This window comes from Ignatzschineria sp. PL_is040, from assembly GCF_055813795.1.
The window spans coordinates 279313-299917 of the sequence record NZ_JBVPGU010000002.1 but is presented as its reverse complement, the minus strand read 5'-3'; the positions used below and the strand labels follow the sequence as shown (position 1 = coordinate 299917).

Here is a 20605-nt window from a genome sequence, read left to right as displayed (position 1 = left end):
GTTATGAGTCAATCTTTTGTTTTTAATCACAAAAAGCCATCATCTCTTGTAAAAATGGCAAGAGTAATTTTGGGAGTTTTTCTTCTTAACACTTTACTTCCGCCGATGGTGATTGCGCAAATTGTTGCTGATCCGAACCAATCACGCCGACCCATTATCCATGAGAGTGCAAACGGTACGCCACAGGTCAATATTCAGACGCCTAATCATAATGGGATTTCGATGAATCATTACGCTCAATTTGATGTTGATGGGCGAGGAGTGATTCTTAATAATTCTCGCAAAGATACCCAGACTCAGCTAGGTGGATATGTCCAAGGCAATCCTTGGCTGGCAACAGGTGAAGCCAATCTTATTGTGAATCAGGTCAATAGTGCCAATCCGAGTCATCTTAATGGGTATATCGAGATCGCAGGTAAACGAGCAGATCTGATTATTGCCAATCCCTCGGGTTTAAATATCGATGGTGCGGGGTTTATTAATGCCAATCGTGCAGTTTTAACAACCGGTGATCTTCTATTTGAAGGAGGTAGGCTTAATGGATTCTCTGTTCAGCAAGGCGAAATTAATATTTCGGGAAAAGGCCTTGATGCGAGAGATACCAATTTCACACAGATTCTGACCTCTGCTGCCAATATTAATGCTGGCATTTGGGGGCAAGATTTAAAGATTGTGACGGGGCATTTTGAGTCAGATTACGAAGGGAACAGTATTAAGGGGCAAGCGTATCAATATTCAGAGGATATCCCTGCTTATGCAATCGATACTAAAAATCTTGGTGGTATGTACGCAGGTCAAATTACGTTAGTGAGCACAGACCGTGATCGTCACATTAATATTGAGGGAGAGGTTTTTGCAAATGCAGGTGGGGTTGTTATTAATGCTGATGGGACTATTAGTAATAGCGGTGTCATTAATAGTAATCAAGAAACAGCAAATATCACTATTAATGCTAAAAAAGTAGAAAATAGTGGCACGATCTCTTCCCAACATTATCAAAAAATTAGTGCGAAAGAGATTATCAATAGTGGGTTAATGGCTGCCCGTGGTGAGTTGTCTGTTAAAGCAAAATATTTAACGGTAAATCAAGGTGCGATGAATGCCGGTAGAATCGATATTACGGCAGATGAGCTGACCAATAAAGCGGGCAAGATTGTTCAGACAGGCTCTCAAACATTAGCAATTAATAGTGATAGCTTTACAAATATCAATAATGCATTAGTGGGATCAGTGCCTTTAGATTTAGGTACAGGTAATGGGGATGATCCTACAAACCCTGGTAGTGAGAGACCCGATCCAACTGAAAAAGGCCCTATTCCAGGAGGTGATGGAAAGCCTGGAATTGTTGAAACGGCTCCTCCGTTACCGCCATTAACACTCGCTGATGGTGCAATTAACGTTAAAAATATCGTCAATGATAATGGTGTTTTAACAGGCAATGGTGATATTCACCTTACGGCTAAAGAGTCATTAGTGAATGATGGCAGTGCCATGCATATTGGGAATCTTCGTCTTGAAGGGAGTGATTTTACCAATAAAAATGGGGTGTTAAATGTTGTTTCTCTCTCTGCGGATGTTGACCACTTTGTGAATGATGCTGGGAAGTTACAAGTTCAAAAAACAATCGATTTTAATATTGAAGAACTGGAAAATATCAATAAAGGAGTGATTGTTGCCGGTGATCAGATCTCAATTGCTGCAAAGAATGTTGTCAATGAGGGCAATAGTACTCTTGCCAGTGATGGTGCTATTATTTTGCGCACTGAAGCACTCAAAAATTATGATAGTGAGATTTTTGCCAAAGGTCTTGAGATTAAGGCAAAAGACGTGGATAACAAATCAGGAACATTGACCTCACTAGAAATGCTTTCCATTAAAGCAAATAATCTTGATAACCGCCAAGGAAAAATCCAAGCGAATCAGGGTATTGCGCTCTCTATTCAAGATGAGCTTGATAATAGTGCCGGCATTATTGCGACTGGTGAGAATCTTCAATTAACGGCAACGACTTTAGATAATCAAAAAGGGATTTTCAATGTTGGTAATGCAGCCATTCAAGTAGCTCAACTTTATAATCAAGAAGGAGAGATTGGCGCCCATGAAAATCTAGAGATTACGGCACACAGCTTAGATAATCATCAAGGAAAAGTTCTGGCTGAATCTGCTGATCTGAAGATAGAAAATATAGATAATCGTCAAAAAGGTGCGCTTTTAGCGAGTAAAGCGCTTCAAATAGTCGGTATTCAACTTAATAATGAAACCGGCGTTATGAGCGCTGATGATATCAATCTAACAATTGAAAATATCAATAATCAACAGGGTGAAATGAGTGCCGAAAAAGCGCTTGTTTTAACCGGAAAAATGCTTGATAACCGCGATGGACTGATTGCGAGTAATCAAAATCTCACGATTTATAATGATAGCACTCAAAACCGATCAGGTAAGATTCTTGCAGGTAAAGATAACCAACTCAATATTAAGGATCTTCATAATCAGCAAGGATTGATTGAAGGTCATAATCTCTCTATCACCGGGAACCATTTAGATAATACTAGTGGGAAAATCCATGGTAATGATCAGGTTGTTTTAACCTTAGATAAAACCCTCAATACACAAAATGGGGAGATCACAAGTGCTAAAGACTTAACGATTATCGCTTCTAATCATCAAGTAAACACCCCATCTGAGCTTAAAATCAATATTGATGGGAGCGAGCTCCTTGCAGGTAATGATCTTCTCATTAATGGACAAGCATTAGTAGGAAAAGGCACGCTTGCCGCCGGACAAGATTTAACCTTATTATTAACGGATGATTTAATCACAAGCTCTACGATTCAGGCAGGTCGAGATCTCTTAATTGATACCGATGGGAATCTCACCAATAGTGGGGAAATAACCTCATTAGGCAGTGCAATGATTCATGCCAATGATATTGTTAATATCGAACAGGGGAGTATTGAGGCGAATCAAAAGGTTGTATTAACATCTCAAAATAACCTCGAAAACCGAGGTCTCATTAATAGTAATGGTTTAACGCATTTAGATGTTCAAGGTACAATCTATAATATCGCAACAGGAAAGATCTATGGCGATCTTATTGCGATTAATGCCAAAGAGCTTCATAACACCTATGAAGCGATTGATGGAAAGAAAGTCTCAGGAAGCATTGCCGCGAGAGAGCAGCTCAATATTGGTGTGGATTATCTTCTAAACGAGGAAGGCGCTCTTTTATTTAGTGGTAATAAGCTGGTGATTGGTGGTGAGCTTGATGATAATCTCAATGTTGCTGGTAATGCCGGACTTGTAGAAAATAAAAGTGCCACCATCGAAAGCCTTGGCGATATGTATCTAGGTGCCGATAAACTCGTTAATAGTAATGAGCATTTTGAAGTTAAGCATGTAGAGATAGGTAAGGAGTATCTGGAGTGGCTTCGTCCAGAAGGTTCTAATGAGGTTTATGATAAAAGTCTATTTCGGTGGGAGAATTGGAGTCGAGCAGGTCGTTATCGCTGGGCAACGAGTAAACCTATTACTGAGGCTGGTATTCCGGGGAAAACTTTATTAGTCGAGGTCAATGGTGCTTACTGTGAGGATCTTAATGATCCCGCAACGTGTACTTTAATTCCTGGCTCAGATTACTTACCAGATAATCCCGCCTGGAACTATTTTGGTATTACTGCTCCAACAAACGCCCCCGAAAAACATACAGTACCTAGACCGGTGTACCATGGTTTAACAAAACCAGTTGCGCCTTTAGAGCCAGAAGAGGGATGTGAAATTATTTCAGACCTCTGTTTGGCTTACGACTCTGAATTTGAAAACTATCAACGTGAATTGGCACTATATAATGAACTAGAAGATCGTTATTTAGCAGATTTAGCAAAGTATATTGAAGCGGATGAGGCTTATAATGCTGCTTTAGAAGCATGGTATGTAGAAAATGATTCTATTTATGAATCTCTAGATGATGCCATTTATAATTATAATCGATCTTTAACAGGTAAAAATGGTGGTGAGATCCGTAACTATACGCAGTATTGGATTACTAGAACAACCTCTGAAGATCAGATTGCTAAAACAGATCCTGGAAAAATTATTGTTGGAGGTCACTTACAGTTAGAGGGTGGAGAATTTATTAATGATAAAAGTACCGTGATTGTCGGTGGAAATATTAAAGGAGATATTGGCAACCTTCAGAATTTGGATCAAAAAGGGGCGTTGATTACTCATGATTTTGGTTCATCTCAATATTCTAAGTCGCGATGGAGAGGGGGGTTTAAACGTTATCATCAACGTGATTACAGCCGAGTTCAAGGATATGATACTACACAAGTTACAGAAATAGACCTCAATGCCTATACCGTTAAGACGAATACGCGTATTCAGAGTGACAATGTAGGAAGTGTCGGTAATGTCTCTAACATTTTTGTGACAAATGCCGGCAATAGCGGATTTATAAATCATGATCTAGCAGATACTAACAATCAAAATGAGCAGTATCATAATGACCAGAATCTCGTCATTGCAAATGTGGATGTGAATACTGATCTACCGAGCAGTAGTATTTATAGTATTAATCCTAACTCCCAAGATTATTTGATTGAGACAGATTCCAAATTTACGAATTATAAAAATTGGTTAGGAAGTGATTATTTACTCAATCGCATGGGAATGAACGGTGATTTGACCTTAAAACGACTCGGCGATGGTTTTTATGAACAACGTTTAGTGAATGATCAGATTGCAGAGTTAACTGGTCGTCGTTTCTTAGACGGTTATGCGAATGATGAGGCGCAATTTAAAGCGCTCATGGAAAATGGTGCGACGTTTGCCATAGGTATAGGGATTGCACCAGGTGTGAAGTTGTCCGCTGATCAAGTTGCTCGCTTAACGAGTGACATTGTCTGGCTGGAGACTGAAACGGTCACATTAGCAGATGGTTCTCGTGTGGATGTGTTAGTACCGAAAGTGTATCTGATGATTGATCAAAATAGTATTCATCAATCAGGAACCTTGATTGCCGGAGATTCCATTGAGCTCAATATGAGGGGTGACCTTGTGAACCAAGGCACGATTGCTGGACGGGATATTACCAGCCTAAAAGTCAATAATATTGAGAATATTGGGGGGACGATTAGTGGCAATCGTGTCGGATTAACTGCAAAGGAAAATATCTCAATTGCTGGTGGCTCTGTACTAGCAGATTCTCAGTTGGCACTCAATGCCGGTCAAGATGTCACAATTGAAAGTACCACTTATGAGACTAATTCTCGCAATAATTCCCGCAGAGGCATTAAACGTGAAGCAGCACTTTATGTGAAAAATCCGGATGGAACGCTCTCCATCCAAGCAGGAAACGATATTACATTAAAAGCTGCTAATATTGAAAATGCTGGAGAAAACGGTAAAACACAATTGTTGGCTGGTGGTAATATTAATGTTAGTACCCTCTCAACTCATGAAACTGAGAGCGCGCAGCAAGATGCTAAAAATTATCTTTATGATTCTAAGAGAAGGGATATCGGTTCTAAACTCTCGGTAAAAGGCGATCTTTTGTTAAAGGCAGAGGATACTCTTAACATCAAAGGATCAGATATTGAGAGCCAGTCAGGTAGGATCACTATTTCGGGAGACCAAGGTGTTAATATTTTAGAGGGACGTGAAGAGTTAGATTTTAGAGAAAGTCACTACTCTAAACATAGTGGTACTTTAGGAAATAGTTCACGAGAAGTCTCCTACACAGACAAAAATGATACTTCAATTAGCAGTAATATCACCGGTCAGAATGTCGTAATCCTTACTAAAGATGATCTCAATATTCAAGGGAGCAATGTCGTTGCTGACGAAAATGTCACGTTCGTTGCCGATAAAAATATCAATATCACGGCAAGTGAAGATCACTATTACCATGATGAAGAAGAGATTATTAAGAAATCAGGCTTAATGGGCGGCGGTGGTTTTGGTTTCTCTGTGGGTAAAAAAGCGCAGGAAACCTATGATGAAAATAGTTCTCTCATCCATAACGGCAGCATGGTAGGAAGCCTTGGCGGTAACGTCAATATCAAAGCTGGTGAAGACTATACGCAAGAAGGCAGTCACGTTAGTGCTGCGATCGGTGATGTGAATATCACAGCAGAATCTGTCGATATCAAAGCAGCAGAAGATGCTTATAGCAGCTATCACCGTGAGAAATTTAAACAATCAGGTTTAACAGTCTCTCTTGGTGGCAGTATCGTAGACGCGGTGAATCAAATTCAGAGCGTTCAAGAATCCATTAAAGATGTGGGCAAGAGTAAAAATGATCGCGTCAATGCAATGGCGGCGGTTAATGTGGCAATGGATCTTAAACGTTTAGGCGATTCTATGGGGGCAGCACAAGATCTATTGTCCAATGGAATGGCGAGTGATCAAACGGTTGCAAAAATAACGGCAACCATCGGCTCAAGTCAATCACAAAGTGAAACGTGGAGAGAAGATAAAGTTGCCTCAGGCAGCGCTATTCAAGCCGGTGGTAATGTCAATATTACGGCAACCGGCGGTGGAGAAGATTCCAATATCACGATCGAAGGCTCTTATGTCGGCGGCGGGCAATCAACAAATCTCACTGCTGACAATGATATTAATATTCTTGCTGGTGAAAATAAATCTACAGAAGATAGTAGAAACAGCAGCTCAGGCTGGAATGCCGGCGTTGTGGCTTCGATCGGGAAAGAGACAGGTTTTGGTGTCACAGCCGGCGCGAATAAAGGCAAAGGGAAAAGTGAAGGGAACGAGACCTACTACACGAATAGCGTTGTAGGTACAGAAACTGGAAAAACAACGATTACAAGTGGTGGCAATACCAATATTATCGGTGGTGAAGTTCATGGTAAAGGTGTTGAACTAGATGTTGGCGGTGATCTTACGATTGCTAGCACACAAGATCGCTCTGATTATCATAGTGAGCAGAAAGATTCTTCAGTTCAAGGAACGGTCATGTTTGGGGGTGGTGGCTCGGTCTCTGGAAGTCATAGCCAATCTAAAATCAATGCAAATCATCAATCCGTCACTGATCAAAGCGGCATTTTTGCCGGGGATGATGGCTTCCAAGTCAAAGTTGATGGGAATACACATCTTTCTGGTGGCGTTGTGGTTGCGAATGATAAGGCAGAAAAGGAAGGATTAAATAGCTTTGAAACCGGTACTATCACCTCAAATGATCTGGTAAACAAATCTGAATATGATGGTGAAGGTTTTGGCATTAGCGGTGGTTATGGTTATCAAAATGATGGCCCAAACAACCCGAAAGGCACAAATCCAACGCAGACAGAAACGGTACATGTGCCAGATGGCTCACATAGTATTAATAAAAATGTGGGCTATGGTAAGGATAAAGAGTCCGAAAGCAGTATCACCCAATCAGGCATTGGTACCAGCAATATTACGGTCACTAATAACGAGAAGCAAAAAGAGCTAACGGGTCAAACGGCAGAGGAAGCCGCGAAAGGAGTTGAGAGCGATCTCACAACGGAAACGGTTGCCGATAGTAGTGGTGCGATAGAGAACATCTTTGATAAAGATAAAGTCCAAGCAGAGATTGATCTACAGGTAAAAGTTACCCAGCAGTTTGATAGAACACGTCAGGATATGAAGCAGATCATCAATAAGAAGATTGATGAGTACAAAGATGCTGACCCAGAAAAAGCCAAAGATTGGCAAAATGCTGGCTTACTGCTCGATATGCTTGCCGGTGGTTTATCAAGCCCCGGAGATGGCTTATTAGGTTCACTTTCCGGAGCGGCGAATCCACTAGTTGCACAAACAATAAAAGGACTAACAGATGGTACCCTTGATAAAGGTGGCTTAGGTCATATTCTCGCCCACGGAATTGCCGGTGCAGCGATGGCAGCTGCAAATGGCGGAGATCTACTTTCAGGCGCATTAACCGCCGGTGGAGCAGAAGCTTTAGCCCCTATTATCGCTGAATTCCTTTATGGTAAAGAAGCGAAAGACCTGACGGCAGATGAGAAAAACACTTTAAGCGCGATTATCGGAATCCTAGGAACTGGCGCCGGTGCTTTAACGGGAGACTCAGCCATCGATGCCGTAATTGGTGATAGCGTTGCAAGCAACGCGGTAGAGAATAATTACCTCAAAAAGGATCAGGTTAAAAAACTTCATCAAGAATATTGGACTCTAGGGCTGTCTGAAGATGATGCCGATAAAATTATAGAAAAATATAAAGCTTTGAGTCACCTTCAAGATGAAGAGCTTATTAGTATATGTAGTAACAGCCCCTCATCTGTGCAATGCACTCAGTTAATAAAAGAATCTTTAGATTATAATGGTGGAGTGTGGGGGCCTGGAGAAAAAGTACGAGAAGATTTGCTGGGTGATCAGGCTTTATCATCAGCCTTATTATTAGACTTACTCTTTAATGGTAAAGAAGCTCAAGAATATTTTAAAGATCGAATAGATACAATTGATGATAGAGCTAACTTTTTTGGAATTAATAGTGATTATTATTCTGGTAAAGGTATAGATATTAGATGGTTTGGAGTTGCTGAAGATGTTAGTAGGGATTTTTTAACAGGCTTAGGAGCGGATGGTTATGGTTCTTATGCTTCATTTTGGGTGGGAAATTTTGTGGGGGGTGGGAGCCTTTCAGGCGGAGGAAGCTTATATGATTGGAGGGATGAGGCTGGAAATGCTTTAATAGGAGGAGGTTTTAATAACTTTAAAGATGCATTTAACAACCAATATCAATCTACCAAAAAATGGGATATGGATCAGTTAAAAGGTGAACAGAAAGTACTAGATCCTATTCATAATAAATACTTGAATGATTGGGGGCTGATTCGTCTTTTTGCCATACCAAAAGGGATTGACAATATAAAATCGTATGATGATCGAGTGCAATATGGCTGTGAACAAATGGGATATTGTAATTAAAAGGCGGTGAAAAATGAGTTTTTTGATAGGGGGGTTGCAAGTCTTTTTTTTTATTATACTTTGTGGGATTCCCATTATTAATATTTTTATAGTAGTAAAGTATTACAGAGGGGTATTTCCAAGAATATTATCTTATTTATTTTTTGTTGTTTTTTATTTGTTTATTGCAGTTTATTTAATATTTTACCCGTCAGTTTTTGTTGCTAATTATATTAAAGTGGATTTAAATTTTAATAAATATATTGATTTTTTTGTAGTACCTTTTTTGATTTTTCTGGGTTTTTTCTGGGGGTGGGTATTCTCTTTAATATTCCGTCTTTTTTTAAAAAAGCGGGATATTACAGTCATTTTTTTTCAAAGTAGTTTGTATACGGTGTTAGCAATAGTTGTATATATAGCAATCTCAACCACATCTAAAGTTTGAATATATAAAATCAATGCAAATCATCAATCCGTCACTGATCAAAGCGGCATTTTTGCCGGGGATGATGGCTTCCAAGTTAAAGTTGATGGGAATACACATCTTTCTGGTGGCGTTGTGGTTGCTAATGATAAGGCAGAAAAGGAAGGATTAAATAGCTTTGAAACCGGTACTATCACCTCAAATGATCTAGTAAACAGATCTGAATATGATGGCGAAGGTTTTGGCATTAGCGGTGGTTATGGTTATCAAAATGATGGCCCAAATAATCCGAAAGGCACCAATCCTACGCAGACAGAAACGGTACATGTGCCAGATGGCTCACATAGTATTAATAAAAATGTGGGTTATGGTAAGGATAAAGAGTCCGAAAGTAGTATCACCCAATCAGGCATTGGTACCGGCAATATTACGGTCACTAATAATGAAAAGCAAAAAGAGCTAACAGGTCAAACCGCAGAGGAAGCCGCGAAAGGAATTGAGAGCGATCTCACAACGGAAACGGTTGCCGATAGTAGTGGTGCGATAGAGAATATCTTCGACAAAGATAAAGTCCAAGCAGAGATTGATCTACAGGTAAAAGTTACCCAGCAGTTTGATAGAACACGTCAGGATATGAAGCTGATTATCAATGAGAAGATTGATCAGTATAAAGATTCTGATCCAGAAAAAGCGAAAGGTTGGCAAAATGCTGGATTGCTGCTTGATATGCTTGCCGGTGGTTTATCGAGCCCCGGAGATGGCTTCTTAGGTTCACTTGCCGGAGCAGCAAATCCTGCAGTAGCGCAAATGATCAAAGGAATGGTCAATGATGGGACGCTTAAAGAAGGTGGTTTAAGTCATATTCTCGCACACGGAATTGCTGGTGCTGCGATGGCAGCGGCAAATGGCGGAGATCTACTTTCAGGTGCATTAACCGCCGGCGGAGCAGAAGCCTTAGCACCTATCATTGCAGAATTCCTTTATGGAAAAGGAAAAACTCCCGAAGATTTAACCGCCGATGAGAAAAATACCCTAAGCGCCATTATCGGAATCTTAGGAACCGGTGCCGGCGCATTAACGGGCGACAGTGCAATTGATGCGGTAATCGGAGATAGCGTTGCGACCAATGCGGTGGAGAATAATTATGTTTTAAATAAGATTGATAATTGTAAAAACCTATCGAGTAAAGAATGTGGTCGAGCGGGTGATTTGGTTAATCAGATCTTTGAATATAATCCTGAATTACCAAGTTTAGATGACTTAAATAGTTTGCTTTCTAATTGTGAAACAGAATCGTGTGCAGTTAAAGTTTTACAGGAACATCATAAAGAGATTAGTGATGCAACTCTAGCAACGATTAAAGAGATGGGGATACAGGGAGAATTAAGTCGAGAAGATATAGCCTTTATAGAATCGATGGTTGGTTCCGAGATATTAGCGCAACTTCAAGGGAACTCTGGGGAAATTGGTGGTGGAAAATTATGGCAACATGAGTTATTAAACTCTTGGACTAATGGTCAGGAGCTTTACTCTTTTTTAGATAATGAATATCGTATTAAAGAGCTTATGAATGAAGGTTATTCACCGGAGGACGCTGCAGCCAAAGTTGGAAAAGAAGAGTTCTTAACGACCTTAGCCTCAATACTTGTGGGGGGGGAAAGTGGTAAAAAGCCAAGTACAAACAAAGTCACTGATGGTAAGACCTCTGTAGAGACTAGTAACAAAGATAAAGGAAAAGGAGAGTCTGGAAAGCAAGGGCAGACATCGGATAATAAACCGAATACAGATAAAGATTTGAGTTCTTCGGCAATTGTTGGACAAAAAAGCTTAGATCAATTACCTAAAAATGTGCAAGATATGTATATTAAGTATTCTCAGTCAGATTGGAAAGGTGGTGTATCTGGACAAAGTCCAGGAACCAAAGCGGGTGGAAGATATAACAATGATCCTCCTTCATTACCAACTACAGATAAATCTGGAAATGCAATTAGTTACAAAGAATATGACGTGAATAATAAATTGCCACAAGAAAAAAGAGATGCTGAACGATTTGTCCGTGGAAGCGATGGTTCAGTATATTATACAAAAGACCATTATGAATCATTTATAAAAGTTAAATAATAAGAGGTAACTATGGATTGCTTATTTAAAGACCCCATATTTTTTTTAAAAGAAGGAGATAGCTTTTTATTAGATAAAGCCAAAGAAAAAAATTTTTTTATTGCTGAGCTCAATGGGGGAGTATTGCACGATAAAGATTCTGTATTATTTGCAATGCATCAGATATTTCAGACTCCTGATTATAATATTTATAATTTAAATTCTTTAAATGATTGGCTAGGGGATTTAAGTTGGCTCGGAAATAAAGCAGGATATATTGTTTTAATTAAAAAAATTGACGATTTTTTAAAAGAAGATGTCGTATTTAAAAATAAATTTTTATCTTTTTTGAGTAGTTTTACATCCTATTGGAAAGAAGAAGTACAGCATGTTGTTGTGGGAGGAGAAACTAAAGAGTTTTATGTATGTGTGAGTTTATAAAGGGGATTAATACTTTATTAAGTTAACAGTCCAGAATATGAGGGCGAAGGTTTTGGGATTAGCGGTGGCTATGGTTATCAAAATGATGGTCCAAACAATCCGAAAGGCACGAATCCAACACAGACAGAAACTGTCAATCTTCCCGATGGCTCGCATAGTGTCAATAAAAATGTGGGTTACGGTAAGGATAAAGATTCTAAATCGAGCGTCACGCAATCGGGCATTGGTACCGGTAACATTAAAGTTACGGATAACGAGAAGCAAAAAGAACTCACAGGACAAACTGCCAAGGAAGCAACGAAAGGGATTGAGAGTAATCTCACCACAGAAACCGCAGATGCGGCCAATGCTGCAATGGATGCTTATTATCTTGGTAAATCGGGAGAAACAGCGAAGAATATCTTAGCAGGTGCCCTAGCTTCCGGCGGCGCAGAAGCCCTAGCCCCAATCATCGCAGAATTCCTCTATGGCAAAGGCGATCATCCAGAAGATTTAACCGCCGATGAGAAAAACACCTTAAGCGCGATTATCGGAATCCTTGGGACAGGTACAGGTGCATTAACGGGAGACAGCACAATTGATGCTGTGATCGGTGACAGCGTTGCAGCCAATGCGGTGGAGAATAATTATTATGGTTGGTTAGTTCTCGGGAGTAGTTCAATTGAAGGAACTGTTTTAGCGGGAGGCTCATCAACTCTTATTGATAAAGAAGAGTTGGGACAGGCTGCTGCTGAACTATTAGAATCTATCCTTAATAGTTTAGGTTATGGTGACCTAGATGACTATGCAAATGAAGATGGTGATATTGATCTAGGTGCTTTAGATTCAAGGGCTTTAGAAGAGGTTAAAGCTCAAACGAGAGAAGCTCATGCATATGCTCTTGGAAAAAGAGACCAGATTGATAATTCATATTTTACAAATAATGAATTTGGCCAACTACTCGGCCAAACTTTAGAAATAGTCGGTGTGGATGATCGCGGGAATCCTGTATATTCAGCAAATAGTAAGGGCGCTGGCGATTGGATTAACCGAGGTGATAAGGTTGTCTTATCAGATGATGGTCAAACGTGGGATGTTTATACAGAGGATGGATATTTTTTATCTTCTCTCGATATAAACGGGACGAAGAGTCGCTATATAACAGGTCTGAAAAAAGGGAGTAAATTAGTATTTAATCCTGCAACCTCTGAAGATTTTGGAAATACTTTAGTGACAATTCCGCCTAAAGTGGATAATCCCCAAGAAGGATATATAAGACCTGAAGTTAATATTCCCAATCATACTGGGGATATGAGCGGATCAGGTAAAGTAGACACTGGCGTGATTGTTGGTGGAGGAAGTCAGGCTGTTGATCTTAATGATCTGGGCGGGAATATTCTTGAGAGTGAGAAATTAACGAACAAAGAAAGAGCTGAAGCTGCTAATGGTTTGGGATATAAGCAAAGAATACCACCACAAAAATTACCGTTTAATTCTCATGGGCAGCCTGGTTATTGGAATGGGAAAAATTATATAACTCCCGATATTGATGGGCATAACGTAACAAATGGTTGGAAAGTTTTTGACAGAAGGGGTAAGAGAATCGGAACCTATGATGCAGATTTAAATTTTATTAAGGATTAATAGTATGTTTGATATAAAAATAGAAGATGAGAAGAAAATTTTATACGAAGAGGAAGGTTTTTTTGGGGAAATTATAATAAATTCTTTTAGGGAGTCTTTTTTCTTGCCAACTTCCTATTGGACAGTAGAGCAATATAAAGAATCTTGGAAAAGAGCGATAGATTTAGGGGTGTTAAATAATAACCCTACTGTTCTTGCTGTTTCTATGAGAGACCCTGAATTTATGAACTTTATTTTTACGTGGGTACTTTATCCGGAGAATAGTAGGGTATTTATTCAAAATACTATTTTATTTAAAGAGGAAATTAAGGATTTTCAGGTTGAGAATATTAATAGTTATATTGGAACTCGAGAGACTATAAATGAGGATGGAGATAAAATTTCAGAGTGGGAGGCCTCTAAAGAAGATGTTTTGAAATTTAGAGATAGACTATAAAGTTTGATTAATTTATAGATTTAGATATCCAAAAATAAAGCTGAAATAACGAAGGATCTATTTATTGGTGCAGGCGAAGATTCCAACATCACGATCGAAGGCTCTTATGTTGGTGGCGGAAAATCTACGAATCTCACTGCTGATAATGATATTAATATTCTTGCTGGTGAAAATAAATCTACAGAAGATAGTAGAAACAGCAGCTCAGGCTGGAATGCCGGCGTTGTGGCTTCGATCGGGAAAGAGACAGGTTTTGGTGTCACAGCCGGCGCGAATAAAGGCAAGGGAAAAAGTGAAGGGAACGAGACCTACTATACTAATAGCGTTGTAGGTACAGATACCGGAAAAACGACCATTGTTAGTGGTGGCAATACCAATATTATTGGCGGTGAAGTCTATGGAAAAGGCGTCGAGCTCGATGTCGGCGGAGACCTCACAATTGCTAGCGTCCAAGATCGCTCCGATTATCATAGTGATCAGAAAGATGCTTCGATTCAAGGCACTTGGATGTTTGGAACAGGCGGATCTGTCTCAGGCAGTTTTAATCAATCCAAAATCGATGCCAATCATCAATCGGTTGCAGATCAGAGCGGCATTTTTGCCGGCGATGATGGTTTCCAAGTGAAAGTGGATGGCAATACGTATCTTTCAGGCGGTGTTGTTGTGGCTAATGAAAAAGCAAAGTTAGAAGGTCTTAACAGCTTTGAAACCGGCACTATCACCTCAAACGATCTTGTGAATCAATCAGAATATGATGGTGAAGGTTTTGGCATTAGCGGTGGTTATGGTTATCAAAATGATGGGCCAAACAATCCGAAAGGAACCAATCCAACACAGACAGAAACGGTCACTCTTCCGGATGGCTCGCATAGCATTAATAAAAATGTGGGTTACGGTAAGGATAAAGAGTCTGAATCGAGCGTCACACAATCGGGAATTGGTACCGGCAACATTAAAGTGACGGATAACGAGAAGCAAAAAGAACTCACAGGACAAACTGCCGAAGAAGCAGCAAAAGGGATTGAGAGCAATCTCACCACAGAAACCGTGGCTGATAATAGCAGTGCTTTAGAGAATATCTTTGATAAAGAGAAAGTCCAAGCAGAGATCGATCTACAAGTTAAAGTCCGTCAGCAGTTTGACCGAACGCGTCAAACTTTGATATTCATAGCAAAATTTTCTGCTACATCAAGCCTAAACCTAGGCAGGTTTTTAGTGGGGATTATAAAAACTTCGTTAAAGAGAGCGATCTATATCAGAAGATGTTCAAATAAAGATATATTAAATAATGTTATGTTTCTGTAAATTGTTATAAAAAAGAAATATAATATTGTTATAGATAGAGATAAGAGATTAAAATTTCTTAGATAAGATCATTCGTTAAATTTTTGAATCTAGAAACGATTTGATTTTGATTTTAAATAGAGAACTCTAGTGTTAGTAATTTAAGGTTTAATTTAAGGTTTAATTTAAGGTTTAATTTAAGATTTAATTTAAGATTTAATTTAAGGTTTTATATTTTTAAGCTTTTAATTGTCTTTTTTAAAGGAGATAGCAGATGATCCGTTGTGTACGTATGTGGACAGGTGAAGATGGGAATTCCCATTTTGAAGAGGGAACATTGGTGATGAAAGAGGGGGAACGCGGTGATTTTATTGGGCTTCCTATTGCGGTGAATCAACTCTCATTTCGTGAAACAACCTCAGGTGGATCATTTGATTGGCATAAAGATCCTGTTCCTCGCTTTGTGATTACCCTCTCAGGAACATTAGAGTTTGAGATGGCTTCAGGAGAGACATTTCAGATTAAACCCGGCGATATTCTATTAGCACAAGATAATACCGGTACCGGTCATAAGTGGCGTTTAGTGGATGATGAACCATGGCGTCGTGCTTATGTTGTCTATGATGAAAAGAGTGATTTAACTTTTAAACCATTAAGTAATCAATAAGAGAAGTAATCAATAAGAGAAGTAATCAATAAGATAAGGAGTCGATTGATGAAGAAAAATGTGAGTGAGAAGACAGATATTGTCTTAATTGGTGCCGGGATTATGAGTGCAACTTTAGGGACTTTTCTTAAAGAACTTGATCCTGCGCTCAATATTACGCTCTTTGAACGCCTTGATGATTGTGCCAAAGAGAGCTCCTACTCATGGAACAATGCAGGTACAGGTCATGCTGCAAACTGTGAGATGAATTACACACCACAACGAGCAGATGGGACTGTCGATATCAGTGAAGCGTTAGAGGTAAATACCGAATTTGATATTTCGCGTCAATTTTGGAGCTATCTTGTCAATAAAGGCAAGATTAAAGATCCTGGTGAATTTATCCACTCATGTCCTCATATGAGTTTTGTGCAAGGTGCTGAAAGTGTCAAATATCTTAAGCAACGTTTCGATGAGATGTCTGCACATCACTGCTATCACGGGATGGAATACTCCGATGATTTTGATCAGATTGCAAAGTGGACCCCTCTCATTACAGAAGGAAGAGATCGTAATCAGCCGATCGCAATGACACGGATGATCACCGGTGCCGATGTCGATTATGGTGCATTAACACATATTCTTATCTCCGAGCTTGAGCAACAATCGGGATTTACATTGCATTACAAGCATGAAGTTAAAGATCTAAAACGTGATAGTAATGGCGAGTGGTTGGTGACGGTTAAAGATCTCGATACCCATGAGAAGCGCGTGATCTCTGCGAAGTTTGTCTTTATTGGTGCTGGCGGCCGTGCTATTGAGTTACTACAAAAATCAGAGATTCCAGAAGGGAAAGGTTATGGTGGTTTTCCTGTTGGGGGAATTTGGCTTCGTTGTGATGTACCGGATGTGGTCGAACAACATCATGCAAAGGTCTATAGTAAAGCGGCGAAAGGGTCGCCACCGATGTCTGTTCCACACCTTGATACGCGCATTATTGGTGGAAAAAAATCGTTGTTATTTGGTCCTTATGCCGGTTTTTCCACAAAATTCCTCAAACATGGCTCCTATGCGGATCTCTTTAAATCTGTTCGTCCGGGTAATATTCTGCCGATGCTTGATGTTGCAAAGGATAATATGGGCTTGGTGGAGTATCTTATCGGACAAGTGTTACAGACCCATCACCATCAGTTCGGTGAGCTTCAGGCATTCTATCCCTTAGCAAAACCGCATGATTGGGTTGAGGTCATTGCCGGACAACGTGTTCAGATCATTAAACCAGATAAACCAGAGAAAGAGGGAATCTTACAATTTGGTACTGAGCTTGTGAGTAGTGAGGATGAGAGCTTAGTTGCACTTTTAGGTGCTTCCCCCGGAGCATCAACCGCAGCTTTTATTGCACTCAATGTTCTTAAGAAGTGCTTTAGTCAGCAATTAGCAGATGGTTGGCAGAAGAAGCTTGAAGAGATCATTCCAACCTTTGGTATCGATCTAAAAGTAGATGCTGATGCCTGTCGTGAGACACGTCAAAGAACAGCAAAAATCCTCAATTTAGAGTTTATTTAATGCTTGTCTTGCCATCAATCTAAAAATTATCAATAGAGATAAAGGTTCAAGACCATGATATTACATACAATATTAGCGGCTCTCGGGCCGATTGTTTTGGGTTTATTAGTCGGCTGGGGTTCGGGTAAGACTGGATTTGTGAAACGAGAGTATACTCAAGCTTTTGCAGACTTTGTTGTAAAGATTGCCCTTCCATTTGCCCTCTTTTTAGCGGCGATTCAATCCTCTCCAAAGGTTTTGTTGGATGTGGATTATATGCTCGCTTTAGCGGTGGGATTAGTGGTGACTTATGTTGTGGGCTTTGCTGCCGGGAAGCTTTTTTTTAAACATAACAAAAAAGATGCCGCAATGCAGGCACTCTGCGTCTCCTTTCCTGATATGGCGTACTGTGGGCCACCGGTTCTTCTTGCGACCGTTGGATCATCGGGTCTGATTGCAATGGTGATGGGAAATTTGATCTATACGGTCTTTATTATTCCTTTCACATTGATGATGATCAGTACAAATAGTAATAAAGGGGGCATGTTGAAGAGTATTTGGCATGCTGTATCACAACCGCTTGTTTTCCTTCCTATTTTAGGGGCAATATTAGCGATTATGGGAGTTAAACTTCCGGAAATTGCACAAAATTCCGTTAATGAACTTGGTAAAACATCGGGTGGGGTAGCGCTCTTCTTCTTAGGCTTATTGATCTCCGGTATCAAGTTGCGTGCTAATGTGGAGATTATCTTCAACGTCTTTGTGAAAAACTTTGTTCAAGGGGCATTGATTTTAGGAACAGGGTTACTTCTCGGCTTAGAGGGGGAGTTATTAAAATCAGCTTTCTTAATCGGTGTATTGCCCACAGCAACAGCAGTACCGGCATTAGCGGTGGGAAATCAGGCGTATCAAGATACTTCTGCCGGGACGGTATTATTGAGTACGTTAATGGCATTAGTCTCTATTATCATTGGTGTAACCATTGTCGATCTTATTTAAAGAATCTGAAAAGCATCTGATTTTTCTGAGATTGCGCCATATCCATGTTTATTAGTTGAGTGAGCGATATCAGCTCATTAGTAAAACCCCAATATCATTTGAGATTGGGGTTTTATTTTGGATGATACCTAAATGGTACATGGATGGTATGGGGATAGTAGAGGGATTATGTATTGAGAGGAATGGCGGATAGTGAGATCTCTATATGGGATTGATAAGATGTTAATAGACGTTTAATAGACGTTTAATAGATGTTCAATGTGTGACTAATAAGCTCTGATTATGATGATTAATAGTGCTGACGCCTATTAAGGTATAAAATAGAGCGGAGCCGATGTTGGTATCGCCCCATATCGATTGTAGGTACATATCGATTGTATATTAGAAAGGAATAGAGAAAAGATTATGAGCAACATTGTAAAAGAAGTTTTTTATTTAGAGGGACATCCCCATATTACCCTCAATAATCTTCTGAAAATGACAGGAGTTGCCGAAACTGGTGGTCGGGCAAAATTGATGGTCAGTGATGGATTAGTAAGTGTCAACGGAGAGCTCGAACTGCGTAAGACAGCAAAAATATTGGCCGATAGTTGCGTCACGGGAGAAGGTTTTGAGATTACCGTTCTTGCTGGGGATGGGGTTTAATTCGACGTGTTCAACACAATGAATAATTTGGATAAATGATCCGAATAAATAATTTAGATGGGTGAATCAACTAGATTAAAGGAGAAGAGGAGCCATTATACAAGGCTCCTCTTTATCATTTTATACAGATTATAGATTTGATGATTTTGTTTTTAAGGGCGCATCTAATAGTGCTTTAACATTAAGAATAATAAGCTCATTATCATCAGCGGTATTAGGAAGGCGACTGCTTGAAAATGGCAGATTATTATCATTTCCTACAATAATCTCTTCATCATTGACGATATCTACATTTTCAATTGTGAAGAAAGGGAAAACAAAGTGTCCATTACTGAGCGGTTTGCGCGAGAGATTATTCGGATCTTCGATCTCTAATAGATCGATATAACCTATTTTATCGACATCTTTATTTTGGTTATCTTTATTGAGTGCGATTTTATAGATACGTTTAAATTGCGGGAGATTCTCTTCTGGAAAACAGTTTGCTCTCACATCATTTTTACAAACGAACTCTATAACGCCCTCCCCATTATCCCGTTCAATAACAAGCGCATATTGATCGTCAATCATATTAAAATCACCGATTGATAAACCGGGTTTTTCGAGGGGGTAATACCAATAATTGCCACTCCATTCCTCTTTTACGACATCAAATTCTAAAATAATCAGATTATTACCATCGCTATCGACAAGAGCACCTTCTAAGAGAGGATAGAGTTTAGAGCCATCACGGCTCACTGCCATCCCCTCAAATCCTTTTGAGCGTAGAACTTCAAAATTAAGTTTTTGTTCGGGATTACCTGGAGTTGTTAAGCTGTAGTGATCTGGTGATCGTAATCGTTCTCCTTGAAAATAAGTCTCATAGAGCGCGACTATACGACCATCTGTTGTTGCTTGGATGAGATAGGGACCAAATTCATCACCTATCCAGAGATAACCGCCGGCAAATTGAAAGCTCTCTGGATCAAGGTCTGCTCCAGTTAGATAGCGCTTTTCGGTTGCTTCATTTTGAATACGGAAAGGAATTTTCTTATCTGGGTCATGTAAAAAGATAGTTTTTAATCGTTTAAACTCATTATTATCAAAATCAATATCATATTGGTTGAGGTAGAGCATAAAGTCGGGGGAGTTTTTGGCACTACCAGCTCCATTATCAGTTAATAGCCAATATGAGCCATCAGCCATTTTTTTGATTCCAGAATGACCTTGTATCGGTTGGCCTTTAAAGGGGAGTGAGACTCCCGTTGGGCGACCCATCGATTTTCCCTCAATTGAACCGACCACATCATTACGAAGATTTTGTGTGAACTTACCACTGATTTGAAGATCATTAGGTGCATCGTTAGGTGCAGGAATCATACTCTCTGCGGGAATATAGGCGTGAGCGGTTAAAGTTGCCGGATATTTTTCACTTGCGAAAGAAGGAGCAGTTGTTGAGACAAGAAGTGACAGTAGAAGTGCGGCGATAGGTTTAATGTATGTTGAAGAGGGATATGTTGAAGAGGAAATTGTCATGAGAGACCCCTTTTTAAGTAGGTTGATAACAGGTTGA

The 20605-nt window shown here is 39.7% G+C and carries 11 protein-coding genes; 10 read left to right on the top strand and 1 reads right to left on the bottom strand.

All coding sequences use genetic code 11. The features are described 5' to 3' along the window. Positions 1-3 precede the first annotated feature (3 nt). From AC0SAP_RS04970 to AC0SAP_RS04925, 10 genes are all read left to right on the top strand, one after another. Entirely contained in the window at positions 4-8931 is an 8928-nt protein-coding gene (locus tag AC0SAP_RS04970; RefSeq protein ID WP_473383204.1) for a hemagglutinin repeat-containing protein, read from the top strand. A gap of 538 nt (positions 8932-9469) precedes the next feature. Next, complete coding sequence (locus tag AC0SAP_RS04965; protein ID WP_473383203.1) at positions 9470-11455, top strand: VENN motif pre-toxin domain-containing protein; 1986 nt, start codon at positions 9470-9472, stop codon at positions 11453-11455. A gap of 12 nt (positions 11456-11467) precedes the next feature. Beyond that, on the top strand, positions 11468-11875 hold the full coding sequence (locus AC0SAP_RS04960; protein WP_473383201.1) for a barstar family protein: 408 nt from the start codon (positions 11468-11470) through the stop codon (positions 11873-11875). A 171-nt stretch (positions 11876-12046) separates the two neighbouring features. Then, positions 12047-13498: a VENN motif pre-toxin domain-containing protein gene (locus tag AC0SAP_RS04955; RefSeq protein ID WP_473383200.1), complete on the top strand. Its 1452-nt coding sequence runs from the start codon at positions 12047-12049 to the stop codon at positions 13496-13498. Positions 13499-13502: 4 nt separating this feature from the next. Continuing rightward, complete coding sequence (locus AC0SAP_RS04950) at positions 13503-13934, top strand: hypothetical protein (RefSeq protein ID WP_286483459.1); 432 nt, start codon at positions 13503-13505, stop codon at positions 13932-13934. A 24-nt stretch (positions 13935-13958) separates the two neighbouring features. Further along, entirely contained in the window at positions 13959-15239 is a 1281-nt protein-coding gene (locus AC0SAP_RS04945; RefSeq protein WP_473383245.1) for a hemagglutinin repeat-containing protein, read from the top strand. Positions 15240-15492: 253 nt separating this feature from the next. Further along, positions 15493-15885 carry a cupin domain-containing protein gene (locus AC0SAP_RS04940; RefSeq protein ID WP_473383197.1) on the top strand — a complete coding sequence of 131 codons (393 nt, stop codon included), beginning with the start codon at positions 15493-15495 and terminating at the stop codon, positions 15883-15885. Between the two features lie 48 nt (positions 15886-15933). Next, on the top strand, positions 15934-17430 hold the full coding sequence (gene mqo / locus AC0SAP_RS04935; RefSeq protein ID WP_286481369.1) for a malate dehydrogenase (quinone): 1497 nt from the start codon (positions 15934-15936) through the stop codon (positions 17428-17430). A 54-nt stretch (positions 17431-17484) separates the two neighbouring features. Then, entirely contained in the window at positions 17485-18408 is a 924-nt protein-coding gene (locus AC0SAP_RS04930; RefSeq protein WP_286481368.1) for an AEC family transporter, read from the top strand. A 405-nt stretch (positions 18409-18813) separates the two neighbouring features. Then, on the top strand, positions 18814-19053 hold the full coding sequence (locus AC0SAP_RS04925) for an RNA-binding S4 domain-containing protein (RefSeq protein ID WP_473383195.1): 240 nt from the start codon (positions 18814-18816) through the stop codon (positions 19051-19053). A 129-nt stretch (positions 19054-19182) separates the two neighbouring features. On the opposite strand, the gene AC0SAP_RS04920 is transcribed toward AC0SAP_RS04925, so the two are convergent. Then, positions 19183-20568: an esterase-like activity of phytase family protein gene (locus AC0SAP_RS04920; protein ID WP_473383194.1), complete on the bottom strand. Its 1386-nt coding sequence runs from the start codon at positions 20566-20568 to the stop codon at positions 19183-19185. Positions 20569-20605 lie beyond the last annotated feature (37 nt).

Excerpts from the sequence above, each read along its gene's own strand:
- AC0SAP_RS04970 (WP_473383204.1), top strand. The coding sequence starts at position 4 with ATGAGTCAATCTTTTGTTTTTAATCACAAAAAGCCATCATCTCTTGTA.
- AC0SAP_RS04960 (WP_473383201.1), top strand. The coding sequence starts at position 11,468 with ATGGATTGCTTATTTAAAGACCCCATATTTTTTTTAAAAGAAGGAGAT.
- AC0SAP_RS04950 (WP_286483459.1), top strand. The coding sequence starts at position 13,503 with ATGTTTGATATAAAAATAGAAGATGAGAAGAAAATTTTATACGAAGAG.
- AC0SAP_RS04940 (WP_473383197.1), top strand. The coding sequence starts at position 15,493 with ATGATCCGTTGTGTACGTATGTGGACAGGTGAAGATGGGAATTCCCAT.
- mqo (WP_286481369.1), top strand. The coding sequence starts at position 15,934 with ATGAAGAAAAATGTGAGTGAGAAGACAGATATTGTCTTAATTGGTGCC.
- AC0SAP_RS04930 (WP_286481368.1), top strand. The coding sequence starts at position 17,485 with ATGATATTACATACAATATTAGCGGCTCTCGGGCCGATTGTTTTGGGT.
- AC0SAP_RS04925 (WP_473383195.1), top strand. The coding sequence starts at position 18,814 with ATGAGCAACATTGTAAAAGAAGTTTTTTATTTAGAGGGACATCCCCAT.
- AC0SAP_RS04920 (WP_473383194.1), bottom strand. The coding sequence starts at position 20,568 with ATGACAATTTCCTCTTCAACATATCCCTCTTCAACATACATTAAACCT.